Raw genomic sequence first — 14,516 nt, forward strand, 5'->3', positions numbered from 1 at the left:
GTTATTCTTGAGTTCACCTCTATTGCCGTCGAGCGGCTAAAAACGACCTTGAACGCACCCATAGAACCCCATCGTTTCATCCTCGAGCCCTTCGAGGCCCACCGTTTCGCCAATTTGTGCGGGCAATTCGATGAGCACCTGCGCCTGATCGAACAGCGCCTGGCCATCGAAATCCGCAACCGCGGCAATCAGTTCGAACTGATCGGTGAGCCCAAGACCACTTCCGCTGCCGAACAGTTGCTGCGCCGTCTCTACCGCGAGACCAAGGCCACCGACCTGTCACCGGAAACCGTGCACCTGTACCTGCAGGAGTCGGCTGTCGAGAACATCGACAACCCGGCCGTCAACGAGGTCAGCGTGTCGCTGCGCACGCGCAAGGGCAATATCCGCCCGCGTGGGCTCAACCAGCAGCGCTATGTGAAGGAAATCCTGGCCAACGACATCAACTTCGGCATCGGCCCGGCCGGTACCGGCAAGACCTACCTGGCCGTGGCCTGTGCCGTGGACGCGCTGGAGCGCGAACAGGTGCGCCGCATCCTGCTGGTACGTCCGGCGGTCGAGGCGGGCGAAAAGCTCGGTTTCCTGCCCGGCGACCTGGCGCAGAAGATCGACCCGTACCTGCGCCCGCTGTACGACGCCCTGTACGAAATGCTCGGCTTCGAACACGTTGCCAAGCTGATCGAGCGCCAGGTGATCGAGATCGCCCCGCTGGCCTACATGCGTGGCCGCACCCTGAACAACAGCTTCATCATCCTCGATGAAAGCCAGAACACCACGCTGGAACAGATGAAAATGTTCCTCACCCGCATCGGCTTCGGCTCAACGGCGGTGATTACGGGTGACATCACCCAGGTCGACCTGCCACGCGGCACCAAATCGGGCCTGGCGCACGTCATCGAGGTGCTGAAGGACCTTCCGGGGATCAGCTTTACCCACTTCCAACCCAAAGATGTGGTTCGTCACCCACTGGTGCAGCGCATTGTCGAAGCCTATGACCGCTTCGAAGCCCGCCAGGCCCAGCCCGAGGCGCCCGGCAAAAATGCTTGAACTTGATATCCAACGGGCCACGGATGCAGCCGCCCCGGATGACGCCGCCTTCCGCCGCTGGTGCGAACTGGCCCTGCGCCAGCGCAGCGCCGACTCGGAAATGACCATTCGCCTGGTCGACGAAGCCGAAGGCCGCGAGCTGAACCACACCTACCGGCACAAAGACTACGCAACCAATGTGCTGTCGTTCCCGGCCGATGTGCCCGACGACCTGCTCGACATCCCGCTGCTGGGCGACCTGGTGATCTGTGTCGCTGTGGTCGAGCGCGAAGCTGCCGAACAAGGCAAGTCGCTCGAAGCGCACTGGGCACATCTGGTTATTCACGGTTGCCTGCATCTGCTCGGCTACGACCACATCGAGGATGAGGAAGCCGAGGAAATGGAAGGCCTGGAACGGGAATTGCTGGCAGAACTGGGTCACCCCGACCCGTACGCCGACGATGAAACCGACTCAATCACACACTGAAACACGAAGGATCACGAGAACCGCCATGAGCGAAGATCGATCGAGCAACGGGCAGAAGTCCTGGCTGGGTAAACTGACCCAGGCTTTTGCCCATGAGCCGAAAAACCGCCAGGAGCTCCTTGAGCTGCTGCGCGAAGCCCATCAGAACAAACTGCTGGACAGCGAAGCGCTGACCATCGTCGAAGGCGCCATTCAGGTCGCCGACCTGCAGGTACGCGACATCATGGTGCCGCGCTCGCAGATGAACAGCATCAAGGCCGGCCAGTCGCCGCGAGAGTTTCTGCCGGCGGTGATAGACGCCGCCCACTCCCGCTACCCGGTGATCGGCGAAAGCCACGACGATGTGCTCGGGATCTTGCTCGCCAAAGACCTGCTGCCGCTGATCCTCAAGGAGAACGGCGACAGCTTCAACATCAAGGACCTGCTGCGCCCGGCCACCTTCGTGCCCGAGTCCAAGCGCCTGAACGTATTGCTGCGCGAGTTCCGCGCCAACCATAACCACATGGCCATCGTCATCGACGAATATGGCGGTGTGGCGGGCCTGGTCACCATCGAGGACGTGCTGGAGCAGATTGTCGGCGATATCGAGGACGAGCACGACGTCGAGGAAGACAGCTACATCAAACCGCTGCCCAGCGGTGACTTCCTGGTCAAGGCGCTGACCCCGATCGACAACTTCAACGAGTTCTTCGACAGCGAGTTCTCCGATGACGAGTTCGACACGGTCGGCGGCCTGGTGATGAGCGCCTTTGGCCACCTGCCCAAGCGCAACGAAACCACCGAGATCGGGTCTTACAAGTTCCGTATTCTCAACGCCGACAGCCGGCGGATACACTTGCTGCGCCTGACCCCGATCACCCGTTAAGGACTAACATGCGTTGGATCACCCGCCCCGGCTGGCCCGGTAACCTGCTGGCCTTGGCGGCCGGTGCCTCCACCCTCCTGGCCCTGGCGCCGTTCGACATCTGGCCGTTGGCCGTGCTGTCCATCGCCCTGCTCTACCTCGGCCTGCGCGAGCTTAGCCCGCGCCAGGCCATGTGGCGTGGCTGGTGGTACGGCTTTGGCCTGTATGGCGCCGGCACCTGGTGGATCTACGTCAGCATGAACACCTACGGCGGCGCCTCGCCGCTGCTGGCGATCCTGCTGCTGTTGGCGTTCTTCGCCGCCCTGGCCTGGTTCTTTGCCCTGCCCACCTGGCTGTGGGCGCGCTGGCTGCGGCGCAATGAAGCGCCACTGGCCGACGCCTTGTGCTTCGCCGCGCTGTGGCTGCTGCAAGAGGCCTTCCGTGGCTGGTTCCTGACCGGGTTCCCTTGGCTTTACGCCGGCTACAGCCAGCTGGACGGCCCGCTTGCCGGCCTGGCACCGCTGGGCGGCGTGTGGCTGGTTTCCTTCACCCTGGCGCTCACTGCCGCCCTGCTGTGCAACCTGCACCGCCTGCGTGCCCGCCCCTCGTTCCTGGCCGTGGCCTGCCTGCTGTTGCTGGCCCCGTGGGCACTGGGCCTGGCGCTCAAGGGCCATGCCTGGACCAAGCCGGCAGGCGACCCGCTGAAAGTGGCAGCCATCCAGGGCAACGTCGAGCAAGACCTGAAATGGGACCCGGCGCACATCGACGCGCAACTGGCGCTGTACCGTGACCTGAGCTTCAGCTCCAAACCGGTGGACCTGCTGATCTGGCCAGAAACCGCAGTGCCGGTACTCAAGGACCAGGCCCAAGGCTACATCGACGTGATGGGCCGCTTCGCTGCCGAGCGGCATTCGGCACTGATCACCGGTGTGCCGGTACGGGAGGTGGTGCACCACCAGCGCCGCTACTACAACGGCATCACCGTCACCGGTGAAGGCGATGGCACCTACCTCAAACAGAAGCTGGTGCCGTTTGGCGAGTATGTGCCGTTGCAGGACATGCTGCGTGGCGCCATCGAGTTCTTCAACCTGCCCATGTCGGACTTCGCCCGCGGGCCGGAAGACCAGCCGCTGCTGCAGGCCAAGGGTTATCAGATTGCGCCGTACATCTGCTACGAAGTGGTCTACCCCGAGTTTGCCGCAGGCCTGGCCGCACGCAGCGACCTGCTGCTGACCATCAGCAACGACACCTGGTTCGGCAAATCGATCGGCCCCTTGCAGCACCTGCAAATGGCACAGATGCGTGCACTGGAAGCTGGCCGCTGGATGATCCGCGCCACCAACAACGGCGTGACCGCCCTGATCGACCCGTTTGGCCGCATTACCACACGAGTGCCGCAGTTCGAGCAGGCGGTGCTGTATGGCGAGGTGGTGCCAATGCAGCAGCTGACGCCTTACCTGCAATGGCGTTCGTGGCCGTTGGCGATTGTCTGTGCATTGCTGCTGGGCTGGGCGTTGCTGGCTGGGCGCATCGCCAAAACCGTCTGAGCTTTCCTGTACCGGCCTCTTCGCGGGCAAGCCCGCTCCCACAGGATTTTCACAGCCTGGAAGGCATGTGCAGTACCTGTGGGAGCGGGCTTGCCCGCGAAGAGGCCTGCACAGGCGATGCAAGGCTCAATAGAAAACCCGATACCCCACCAACCCCACCACCTCATTAAACAACTGCCCGCTCTGCCACATCGCCCGGCTCTCCGGCAGCAACCCGCCAAACGGCCGTGCATGATCCTGCCCCAGGAACCCCACCGGCGCCGGCACCACCTCAAAGCCTGCCTGCTCGAAGCTCCAGCGCGAGCGTTGCATGTGCCAGGCCTGGGTCACCACTACCACACGGCGAATCCCCAATGGCTGCAGCACCTTGGCCGTGAACTGGGCATTCTCCCAGGTCGTGCGGCTGGCCTCTTCGCGCCACTTCACTTCGACCGCAAAGTCTTCATGCAGGCGATCAGCCATTAACCGCGCCTCGCTCGGCGGCGTACCGTAGTGCAGCCCACCACTGGTCAGCACCGGCAAGCCCGAGGCCTTGGCCAACTGCGCAGCAAAACGCATGCGCTCCAAAGCCGTGGCCGTGGGCTGGTCGCTACCACCCCAGGCCGGGTCGCCGCGTTCACGCCCTGCGCCCAGCACCACAATGGCATCCGCCCGCTTCGCAAGGCCGGCCCAGTCGTTCACGGCCAGCGGGGGCTCGCTTTCCAGCACATGGGCGGTTTCCTGCACCACCAGCGGCAAGCTCATCAACCACAGGCCACCAAGCCCCACGGCAAAGCATAACGCCGCCAACCGTGGCCGCCGCGCACGCAGCCACCAGGCCGCAAGCAGCAGCAGAAACAGGATGCCCGGAGGCATCAGCCATTGTTTGATGAAAAATCGGATCGGCATCGGCCACACCTCCTTGGCAGGCGTGCAGCCTAGAAGGATCGGTGCCGGTCAACAAGGGTGCGACCGGCGCCGATCATGAGTTGTGTGTTGTCGAAGAACCGGCGCGTGATGGCCTGCGCCTGGCGTCCTGAACGGCTAGCGATGTGGCAGCGTCCTGGATCTCGCCGGATTGGCGGGGCGTTTCTTGTCCTTGAGCCAGATGATCTTGGCCGATGTCGGCTCCGCTTGTGGGTAACTGCCGACAGAGGCATTGTGGCGTTCCGGGAGGGACTCCAGGTAGGCCTTGATCACTTCGAACTCTGCGTGGCTCAGGCCACGCAATTCCAGCTCGGCTGGCATCTCGTCGCGCAATCGCACCGAGGTCCTGGCCACTTCCAGTGCCAGGCCAAGCCGGTCGATCAGGCGCTCGTAAAGCTCCGGTTTCATAGCGGGTAGCTGCGTCTCTCCCATCCGTTCACCTCAATTGAAGATAAAGAATCTCCCCCCACACCTGAGCTTAGCGGCGCTATGAAAAGCAGCCGGATGCTGCGACCAGCGGCCATTCGCAACGAAGGTTTCCCACGATGCGCAGCGCTGCTGTATGCTACGGCGTTCACTCTAAACGACACCGGAGTGCCGGACGCAGCGAGGTTCCGCTGCCTGGAACAAGGTCTCTTCTCTCTCAGCCAAAAGTAGCCATGCACGAACAATACACGCCCCGTGATATCGAAGCCGCCGCCCAGAACTTCTGGGACGAGCAACAATCGTTCGCTGTTACCGAACAGCCAGGCAAAGACACCTACTATTGCCTATCGATGTTCCCGTACCCGAGCGGCAAGCTACACATGGGCCACGTTCGCAACTACACCATCGGCGACGTGATTGCCCGCTACCAGCGCATGCTGGGCAAAAACGTCTTGCAGCCAATGGGCTGGGACGCTTTCGGCATGCCCGCGGAAAACGCGGCGATGAAAAACAACGTCGCCCCGGCCAAGTGGACCTACGAAAACATCGACTACATGAAGACCCAGCTCAAGAGCCTGGGCCTGGCCATCGACTGGGCACGTGAAGTGACCACCTGCAAACCCGACTATTACCGTTGGGAGCAGTGGCTGTTCACCCGCCTGTTCGAGAAAGGCATCATCTACCGCAAGAACGGTACCGTGAACTGGGACCCGGCGGACCAGACCGTACTGGCCAACGAGCAGGTCATCGACGGCCGTGGCTGGCGTTCGGGCGCGCTGATCGAAAAGCGCGAAATCCCGATGTACTACTTCCGCATCACCGACTACGCCGACGAGCTGCTGGAAAGCCTCGACGAGCTGCCGGGCTGGCCTGAGCAGGTCAAGACCATGCAGCGCAACTGGATCGGCAAGTCGCGCGGCATGGAAGTACAGTTCCCGTACGACCAGGCCAGCATCGGCCACGAAGGCACCCTCAAGGTCTTCACTACCCGTCCCGACACGCTGATGGGCGCGACCTACGTCGCCGTCGCCGCCGAGCACCCGCTGGCCACCCAGGCCGCCCAGGGCAACCCGGCGCTGCAGGCGTTCATCGACGAGTGCAAGAGCGGCAGCGTTGCCGAGGCTGACATGGCCACCCAGGAGAAGAAGGGCATGGCCACTTCCCTGCTGGTCGAGCACCCGCTGACCGGCGAGAAGCTGCCGGTATGGGTCGCCAACTATGTGCTGATGCACTACGGCGATGGCGCGGTAATGGCCGTGCCGGCCCACGACGAGCGCGACTTCGAGTTCGCTCACAAGTACAACCTGCCGGTCAAGGCCGTGGTGCGCACCAGCGCTGGCGATGACGTCGGCAGCGAGTGGCAGGCCGCCTATGGCGAGCACGGCCAATTGATCAATTCCGCCGAGTTCGACGGCCTGGACTTCGCCGGCGCCTTCGACGCCATCGAAGCCGCCCTGATCCGCAAGGAACTGGGCAAGTCGCGCACCCAGTTCCGCCTGCGCGACTGGGGTATCAGCCGCCAGCGCTACTGGGGCTGCCCGATCCCGATCATCCACTGCCCGTCCTGCGGCGACGTACCGGTGCCGGAAGACCAGTTGCCGGTCACCCTGCCCGAGAACGTGGTGCCGGACGGTGCCGGTTCGCCACTGGCGCGCATGCCTGAGTTCTATGAGTGCACCTGCCCGAAATGCGGCACTGCAGCCAAGCGCGAAACCGACACCATGGACACGTTCGTCGAGTCGTCCTGGTACTTCGCCCGCTACGCCTCGCCGAACTACGACAAGGGCCTGGTAGACCCGAAAGCCGCCAACCACTGGCTGCCGGTCGACCAGTACATCGGGGGTATCGAGCACGCGATCCTGCACCTGCTGTACGCGCGCTTCTTCCACAAGCTGATGCGAGACGAAGGCCTGGTCACTTCGAACGAGCCGTTCAAGAACCTGCTGACCCAAGGCATGGTGGTCGCCGAAACCTACTACCGTGTGGCCAGCAATGGCGGCAAGGACTGGTTCAACCCGGCCGATGTCGAAATCGAGCGCGATGCCAAGGCGAAGATCATCGGCGCCCGCCTGAAGACCGACGGCCTGCCGGTGGAAATCGGCGGCACCGAAAAAATGTCGAAGTCGAAGAACAACGGCGTCGACCCACAGTCGATGATCGAAGCCTACGGTGCCGACACCTGCCGCCTGTTCATGATGTTCGCCTCGCCGCCCGACATGAGCCTGGAATGGTCCGACTCCGGCGTCGAAGGTGCCAGCCGCTTCCTGCGCCGCGTGTGGCGCCTGGCCCAGGCCCACGTCAGCCAGGGCCTGCCGGGCAAGCTGGATGTCGCCGCCCTGGACGACGCGCAGAAGGCCATCCGCCGCGCCATCCACGCTGCCATCAAGCAGGCCAGCACCGACGTGGGCCAGTTCCACAAGTTCAACACCGCCATCGCCCAGGTGATGACCGTGATGAACGTGCTGGAAAAGGCCCCGCAGACCAGCGAACAGGACCGTGCCCTGCTGCAGGAAGGCCTCGAGGCCGTTACCCTGCTGCTGGCACCGATCACCCCGCACATCTCCCACGCGCTGTGGCAGCAACTGGGCCACGCAGGCTCGGTAATCGATGCCGCCTGGCCGAGTGTCGACGAACAAGCGCTGGTGCAGGACACCATTACCCTGGTCGTCCAGGTCAACGGTAAACTGCGCGGCCAGGTCGAGATGCCTGCCGCAGCCAGCCGCGAAGAAGTCGAAGCCGCTGCCCGCAGCAACGAAAACGTCCTGCGCTTCATCGATGGTCTGACCATCCGCAAGGTCATCGTCGTGCCGGGCAAGCTGGTCAACATCGTCGCCAACTGATGGCAGCGCCCGCTCGCAGTCACTGCGGGCGGGCGTAACAGGCCCACAAGGGAGCAACAACATGATCAAACGCAATTTGCTGGTAATCGGCCTGGCGGTCATGCTCAGCGCCTGCGGTTTCCAGCTGCGCGGCACCGGCTCTACAGAGCTGAGCGTGAAAGAAATGGACGTCAGCGCACGTAATGCCTACGGCCCGACGGTGGTCGAACTGCGCGAAGTACTGGAGCGTAGCGGTGTCAACGTACATGCCGGTGCACCCTACCGCCTGGTGCTGACCAACGAGCAGGAAAACGAGCGCTCGGCCACCTACAACAGTGGCAACCGTACGGCCGAATACGAACTGACCACGGTGCTGAACTACAGCATCCAGGGCCTGAACAACCTGGAACTGATGAGCGACAAGCTGGAAGTACGCAAGATCTATGTGCGTGACGGCTCGAACATCACCGGTTCCGAGCAGGAAGCCAACCGCGCCCGTGAAGAAATGCGCCGTGACCTGGTCAACGCTATGGTCGTGCGCCTGCAAATGCTGAGCCCGTCCCAGCTGGACGAGCTGCAGCGCAAAGCCGACGAACGCGCCCAGGCCGAAGCCGCCGCGCTGGAAGCTGCCCGCCGTCAGCAGGCCGAAACGCCTCAGCAGTCGCCACTGGAAGTACCGGGCAACTAAGCCCGCGTGGGGCACCTCCGGGCGCCCCACCTGTTTCCCATGAAACTCGCCCCCGCCCAACTCAACAAGCACCTGCAAGGTACCTTGGCACCGGTCTATGTGGTCAGCGGTGACGACCCGTTGCTATGCCAGGAAGCCGCAGACGCCATTCGTAACGCCGCGCGTCAGCAGGGTTTCGACGAGCGCCAGGTGTTCAGTGCCGATGCCAACTTCGACTGGGGCACCCTGCTCCAGGCGGGTGCCAGCCTGTCGCTGTTCGCTCAGCGCCGCTTGCTGGAACTGCGCCTGCCCTCGGGCAAGCCTGGTGACAAGGGCGCCGCCGCGCTGATGGAATACTGCGCCAGACCCGCCGAAGACACCCTGCTGCTGGTCAGCCTGCCCAAACTCGACGGCAGTGCGCAAAAGACCAAGTGGGGCAAGGCGTTGATCGAAGGTACGCACTGCCAGTTCATCCAGATCTGGCCGGTGGATGTGCATCAGCTGCCGCAGTGGATCAACCAGCGCCTGCAGCAAGCCGGCCTGTCAGCACAGCGGGACGCTGTCGACCTGATTGCCGCGCGCGTGGAAGGCAACTTGCTGGCGGCCGCGCAGGAGATCGAAAAGCTCAAGCTGCTCGCCGACGGTAACCAGATCACCGTGGAAACCGTGCAAGCGGCCGTCGCCGACAGCGCCCGCTTCGATGTCTTCGGGCTGGTAGATGCCATTCTCAACGGCGAAGCCGCGCATGCCCTGCGCATGCTCGAAGGTTTGCGTGGCGAGGGCGTGGAGCCACCGGTGATCCTCTGGGCCCTGGCCCGTGAATTGCGCCAGCTGGCCGGGCTGGCGCAGCAGTTCAGTCAGGGTGTACCGCTGGACAAAGCCTTCAGCCAGGCACGTCCACCGATCTGGGATAAACGCCGCCCGCTGGTCAGCAAGGCCCTGCAGCGCTTGTCGGCGCAACGCTGGGCGCGGTTGCTGCAGGATGCCCAGCGCATTGATGCGCAGATCAAGGGGCAGGCCGAGGGCTCGCCCTGGACCGGACTGACGCGGTTGTCGCTATTGATGGCTGGCCAGCGCCTGGCCCTCCCCCCCGAGTAAAACTCAAAGGCCAAATCGCCGGCAAGCCATAAACACAATCAATTGGCCCCACCCCGCTCCAAGTCCTAGAGTGCGTCCCGAAACCACCCATCGGGAACCTGCACCATGAGCAAAAAGCCGAAAAAGCACGGCCCCAACAAGGCCAAGTCCCTCATCGCCCAACCGCTGTTCCGCTGCCGACAGGAACAACCGGAGAAGGGCAAAGGCAGCTACCGCCGCGAAGCCTTCCAATCGAGAGATTGGGAGGCTTCCTACTTTTTGGCCGCATGAAAGCATCGCAAGCGCAGGCATGGTATGGTCGACACCTGACCTGCAATTCTGGATCTGTGCATGCTCTTCCGTCTTCTTCCTCGTTGGGAAACCCGCCAGCTGATCGCGGCCTCCAGCTTCATCCTGCTTGTGGCCTGCGCGGAAAAACCCACCGCTGCCGACGCGCTGCCGCTGGCCCCTGCCCAACCCGCTCCAGTGGTAACCGTGCCCGGCGCGACGCCCGACGTCAGCACTGAAATCCAGCCCCTGCAAACCTTCGCCCAATGGCAGGCAGGCTTCCGCCAACAGGCCCTGCAAGCCGGGATTTCACCCAGCACCTTCGACCGCGCGTTCCTCGGCGTCACCCCTGACATGGACGTGATCAAGGCCGACCGCAGCCAGCCGGAGTTCACCCGCCCGGTATGGGAATACCTCGAAGGCGCCCTGTCGCCCTTGCGTGTGCGCAACGGCAAGAAGCTGCTGGAGCAGAACGCTGAACTACTGACACGCATCGAACAACGCTACGGCGTGGACCGTCAGGTGCTGGTCGCGGTGTGGGGCATGGAAAGCAACTTCGGCCAGTACCAGGGCAACAAGTCGGTGATCCGCTCACTGGCCACCCTGGCCTATGAAGGCCGCCGCCCGCAGTTCGCCCAGGACCAACTGATCGCCGCACTGCAGATCATCCAGCACGGTGACATCCAGCCTGAAGCCATGCGCGGCTCGTGGGCCGGCGCCATGGGCCAGACCCAGTTCATCCCGACCACCTACAACACCCATGCCGTGGACTTTGACGGCGATGGCCGTCGCGATATCTGGAACAGCACACCAGATGCCCTGGCCTCGACCGCGCACTACCTGCAGAGCTCGGGCTGGAAGCGTGGTCAGCCGTGGGGCTTCGAGGTACAGGTACCGGCTGGTTTCGATTTCTGGCAAGCCGATGGCGCGCTGCGCAAGCCGGTGAGCGAGTGGCTGGCGATGGGCGTGAAACTGCCTGCAGGCACGCAACTGCCCGCCAACAGCAACCAGTTGTCTGCCGCCCTGCTGCTGCCGGCGGGTGCGCGTGGGCCGGCGTTCCTGGTGCTGGACAACTTCCGCGCCATCCTCAAGTACAACAATTCGTCGTCCTACGCACTGGCGGTGAGCCTGCTGGGGGATCGTTTCAGTGGCTGGGGCTTCATTGCCGGCAGCTGGCCGAAAGAGGACCTACCGCTAAGCCGTAGCGAGCGCATGGAGTTGCAGAACTTGCTGAACAGCAACGGGCATGAGGCCGGGAATGCCGATGGCATCATCGGCGCCAATACCCGCAAGGCCATTCGCAATGCTCAGCAGGGGCTGGGGTGGCCGGCCGACGGGTATCCGACCCACAAGCTGCTTGAGAGCCTGCGTAACCAGTGAGATCTTTGGGGCCGCGCAGCGGCCCCGGCAATCTCAAACCTTGAACAGGTCCTGCTCCAACACCAGACTCTGCCGGTCACTGTCCAGCCTCACCCGCGCCCCCAACGGCAAGCACACATTCGGGTCACAGTGCCCACTGCGCCACCCCGCCAGCACCGGTATCCCCAGAGGCCCAAAGGTTTCCTCCAGCAACGGTGCAAGCGCCGCCGTGGTAATCCCGGCAAAATCCCCAACCAGCACGCCCTTAACCCCTTCCAGCTTGCCCGCCAGACGCAACTGGGTCAGCAGCCGGTCCACCCGGTACAACGGCTCGTTGACGTCCTCGATAAACAAAATGCAGCCCTGTGTATCCAGTTCGGCCAGCGTCCCCATGGTCGCACCCAGCATCGACAGGTTGCCGCCCAGCAGCGGACCACTGGCCACACCCGCCAATACACTGCTCAAGGCATAGTCCGTCGGGTGCACGATCTGCTCGCCTGACCGCACATGCCCAGCCAGCTGCGCCAGCAACGACGACTCAGTTGGAGGCAACTTCGCCCCCAGAAGGTCGGCATTGAGCATCCCACCATGGAAGGTAACCAGCCCGCTATGCCGATAGATCGCCGTGTGCAGTGCCGTGATATCGCTGTAACCGATCAGCGGCTTGGGATTACGCCGAATCAAGTCAAAATCGAGTCGGTCGAGCAGGCGCATGCTGCCGTAACCCCCGCGCATGCACAGGATGGCGTCGATGGCCGGATCGGCAAAGGCATCGTGCAAGTCTTGCAAGCGCTGCTGGTCCGACCCTGCCAGGTAACCCTGTGCTTGAAGCGCACCCGGGTAGATTCGACAGCGGTAGCCGCGGTCAGCGAACCACTGGCTGACCTTGTGCGCATCCAGCCGCGCAGCGCCAGCCGGGGCGACAATGGCAAAGCAGGCATTACTCGGCAGCGCAGCTGGCAGGCAGGTTTCGAGGGGTTCGGCGCAATTCATCGCGGCTCCTTGCAGCGCGTGGTACACAAACAAAAATGCCGATGCCGCCCTTCGGCGTGCATCGGCATGTTCAACTCTGCGCGTGGCTCAGAGCTTGATCTTGGCTTCGTGAGCCTGCTGGTCAGCGTGGTACGAAGAACGCACCAGCGGGCCGGAGGCGACGTTCTTGAAGCCCATCTTGTAACCTTCCTCGGCGAACCAGGCGAAGGTGTCCGGGTGCACGAAACGCTGTACCGGCAAGTGGCTGCGCGACGGTTGCAGGTACTGGCCGAGGGTGAGCATGTCGATGTCATGCTCGCGCATGCGGTGCATCACTTCGATCACTTCCTCGTCGGTCTCGCCCAGGCCGAGCATCAGGCCCGACTTGGTCGGTACATGCGGCACCATCTGCTTGAACTTCTGCAACAGGTCCAGCGACCAGTCGTAGTCCGAACCCGGACGCGCGGCCTTGTACAGGCGCGGTACGGTTTCGAGGTTGTGGTTGAACACATCCGGCGGCTCTTGCGCAGTGATTTCCAGCGCAACGTCCATACGGCCACGGTAGTCCGGCACCAGGGTTTCCAGCTGCACGCCCGGCGACAGCGCACGGATTTCGCGGATGCAGTCGGCAAAGTGCTGGGCACCGCCATCACGCAGGTCGTCGCGGTCCACCGAGGTGATCACCACATACTTCAGGCGCAGGTCAGCAATGGCGACAGCCAGGTTTTTCGGCTCGTCCAGGTCCAGCGGCTTCGGCCGGCCATGGCCAACGTCACAGAACGGGCAACGACGGGTGCAGATGTCACCCATGATCATGAAGGTGGCAGTACCACCGGAGAAGCACTCGCCCAGGTTCGGGCAGGAGGCCTCTTCGCACACGCTGTGCAGCTTGTGCTTGCGCAGCAGTTGCTTGATGCGGTCGACCTCGGGCGATACCGGAATACGCACACGAATCCAGTCAGGCTTCTTCGGCAGCTCGTCGGTAGGGATGATCTTTACCGGGATGCGCGCGACTTTGTCGGCGCCACGCAGTTTAACCCCAGCTTCCACCTTCTTCGGCGCTTGGCGCGGGGTGACATCCTGGGTAGGTATCAGGTTCGGCACGGCTTCTTGCACAGTTGTCATATTCAGTCGATTCCGCCCGTGAGGGTCGTCTGCTCAGCGTAGTCGAGGTGCTTGACCAGCTGTCCGCGCAGCCTTGTCCTGACCTCGTCGAGTTCGATCGGGCCTGCCAGATCGCGCAGCTGGGTCATGGCCAGCCCCGCATAGCCGCAGGGGTTGATTCGGCGGAATGGCGCAAGGTCCATGTCCACGTTCAGGGCAAGGCCATGGAACGAACGGCCGTTGCGAATTCGCAGGCCGAGGGAGGCGATTTTCGCTCCATCGACATAGACGCCCGGGGCATCGGGCTTGGCCGATGCCTGCACGTCGTAACTGGCGAGCAGGTCGACCAGCGACTGCTCGATACGGCTGACCAGCTCGCGCACACCAAAGCCCAGTCGGCGTACATCCAGCAGCAGGTAGGCCACCAACTGCCCGGGGCCATGGTAGGTCACCTGGCCGCCGCGGTCGGTCTGCACCACCCGGATGTCGCCCGGCACCAGCAGGTGCTCGGCCTTGCCGGCCTGGCCCTGGGTGAAGACCGCGGGGTGCTCGACCAGCCAGATTTCATCCTGACTGTCCGGGCTGCGCTGCTCGGTGAAGCGACGCATGGCCTCCAGCACCGGTTCGTAGGGCTGCAGGCCAAGCTCGCGAAAACCGAGGCAGGCGGACATCAGAGCACCATTTTCACGATGCCGGTAGCACGCAGGGCGCTGTTGATATCGTGCAGCTGGTTCTCGCTTTCGGCAATGATGTGCAATTGCACGGTGGTGTACTTGCCTTCCTTGCTCTGGCGCTCGGCCAGGGTGGAAAGGTCAACCTTGGCGTGCTTGCTGAGGATCTCGATCACGGTGTCCTTGAAGCCGACAACGGTATCGCCGATTACCTTGATCGGGTAATCGTCGCAAGGGAACTCGATTTTATGCGACTTGACGTCTGGTTCGCTCATGGCGGAAACGGCCTCGTAAGCCGTGGCAACAACAACGCCCCCGCGAGA

15 protein-coding genes are annotated in these 14,516 nt (G+C 63.2%); 9 read left to right on the forward strand and 6 right to left on the reverse strand.

Annotated features, from left to right (window positions below):
* The first annotated feature begins 48 nt into the window (after positions 1–48).
* Genes QQL85_RS04975 through lnt form a run of 4 tightly spaced genes read left to right on the forward strand, consistent with a single transcriptional unit; the run spans position 49 to position 3,904 of the window.
* On the forward strand, positions 49–1,047 hold the full coding sequence (locus QQL85_RS04975) for a PhoH family protein (protein WP_284353351.1): 999 nt from the start codon (positions 49–51) through the stop codon (positions 1,045–1,047).
* Positions 1,040–1,513, forward strand: coding sequence for an rRNA maturation RNase YbeY (ybeY, locus tag QQL85_RS04980; RefSeq protein WP_019098014.1), 474 nt, complete (start codon positions 1,040–1,042; stop codon positions 1,511–1,513). Before QQL85_RS04975 ends, ybeY begins: the two co-directional genes overlap by 8 nt.
* 25 nt (positions 1,514–1,538) lie before the next feature.
* Positions 1,539–2,378, forward strand: a complete 840-nt coding sequence (locus QQL85_RS04985; RefSeq protein WP_043200754.1) for an HlyC/CorC family transporter — start codon at positions 1,539–1,541, stop codon at positions 2,376–2,378.
* An 8-nt stretch (positions 2,379–2,386) separates the two neighbouring features.
* Positions 2,387–3,904 (forward strand): apolipoprotein N-acyltransferase, encoded by a 1,518-nt coding sequence (gene lnt, locus QQL85_RS04990; protein ID WP_284353350.1) that lies wholly within the window; start codon positions 2,387–2,389, stop codon positions 3,902–3,904.
* A 126-nt stretch (positions 3,905–4,030) separates the two neighbouring features.
* Here lnt and QQL85_RS04995 read toward each other — a convergent pair whose 3' ends face one another.
* Both QQL85_RS04995 and QQL85_RS05000 read right to left on the reverse strand, forming a co-directional pair.
* Positions 4,031–4,792: a YdcF family protein gene (locus tag QQL85_RS04995; RefSeq protein WP_284353349.1), complete on the reverse strand. Its 762-nt coding sequence runs from the start codon at positions 4,790–4,792 to the stop codon at positions 4,031–4,033.
* Positions 4,793–4,927: 135 nt separating this feature from the next.
* The gene (locus QQL85_RS05000; protein ID WP_198752397.1) at positions 4,928–5,242 is read right to left on the reverse strand and encodes a hypothetical protein; all 315 of its coding nucleotides are present in this window, start codon (positions 5,240–5,242) and stop codon (positions 4,928–4,930) included.
* A 227-nt stretch (positions 5,243–5,469) separates the two neighbouring features.
* Between QQL85_RS05000 and leuS the strand changes: the two genes are divergently transcribed.
* From leuS to QQL85_RS05025, 5 genes are all read left to right on the forward strand, one after another.
* On the forward strand, positions 5,470–8,076 hold the full coding sequence (gene leuS, locus QQL85_RS05005; protein WP_284353348.1) for a leucine--tRNA ligase: 2,607 nt from the start codon (positions 5,470–5,472) through the stop codon (positions 8,074–8,076).
* 61 nt (positions 8,077–8,137) lie between these two features.
* Positions 8,138–8,743 carry an LPS assembly lipoprotein LptE gene (gene lptE / locus QQL85_RS05010; protein WP_284353347.1) on the forward strand — a complete coding sequence of 202 codons (606 nt, stop codon included), beginning with the start codon at positions 8,138–8,140 and terminating at the stop codon, positions 8,741–8,743.
* 39 nt (positions 8,744–8,782) lie between these two features.
* On the forward strand, positions 8,783–9,820 hold the full coding sequence (gene holA / locus QQL85_RS05015; RefSeq protein ID WP_284353346.1) for a DNA polymerase III subunit delta: 1,038 nt from the start codon (positions 8,783–8,785) through the stop codon (positions 9,818–9,820).
* Positions 9,821–9,925: 105 nt separating this feature from the next.
* Positions 9,926–10,090 (forward strand): alternative ribosome rescue factor ArfA, encoded by a 165-nt coding sequence (gene arfA / locus QQL85_RS05020; protein WP_284353345.1) that lies wholly within the window; start codon positions 9,926–9,928, stop codon positions 10,088–10,090.
* A 60-nt stretch (positions 10,091–10,150) separates the two neighbouring features.
* Positions 10,151–11,467, forward strand: a complete 1,317-nt coding sequence (locus QQL85_RS05025; RefSeq protein ID WP_284353344.1) for a lytic murein transglycosylase — start codon at positions 10,151–10,153, stop codon at positions 11,465–11,467.
* Positions 11,468–11,500: 33 nt separating this feature from the next.
* Here the strand turns inward: QQL85_RS05025 and QQL85_RS05030 are convergent, their stop codons facing one another.
* From QQL85_RS05030 to QQL85_RS05045, 4 genes are all read right to left on the reverse strand, one after another.
* A complete protein-coding gene (locus QQL85_RS05030) occupies positions 11,501–12,439 on the reverse strand; it encodes a S66 peptidase family protein (protein ID WP_284353343.1) in 939 nt (312 codons plus the stop codon).
* A gap of 87 nt (positions 12,440–12,526) precedes the next feature.
* Positions 12,527–13,543, reverse strand: coding sequence for a lipoyl synthase (lipA, locus tag QQL85_RS05035; RefSeq protein ID WP_284353342.1), 1,017 nt, complete (start codon positions 13,541–13,543; stop codon positions 12,527–12,529).
* A 2-nt stretch (positions 13,544–13,545) separates the two neighbouring features.
* On the reverse strand, positions 13,546–14,193 hold the full coding sequence (gene lipB / locus QQL85_RS05040; protein ID WP_284353341.1) for a lipoyl(octanoyl) transferase LipB: 648 nt from the start codon (positions 14,191–14,193) through the stop codon (positions 13,546–13,548).
* The gene (locus QQL85_RS05045) at positions 14,193–14,468 is read right to left on the reverse strand and encodes a DUF493 domain-containing protein (protein ID WP_284353340.1); all 276 of its coding nucleotides are present in this window, start codon (positions 14,466–14,468) and stop codon (positions 14,193–14,195) included. Before QQL85_RS05045 ends, lipB begins: the two co-directional genes overlap by 1 nt.
* Positions 14,469–14,516: the final 48 nt, after the last annotated feature.

Origin of the sequence: Pseudomonas putida, from assembly GCF_030159595.1 — a bacterium.
Lineage (GTDB): Bacteria > Pseudomonadota > Gammaproteobacteria > Pseudomonadales > Pseudomonadaceae > Aquipseudomonas > Aquipseudomonas putida_AC.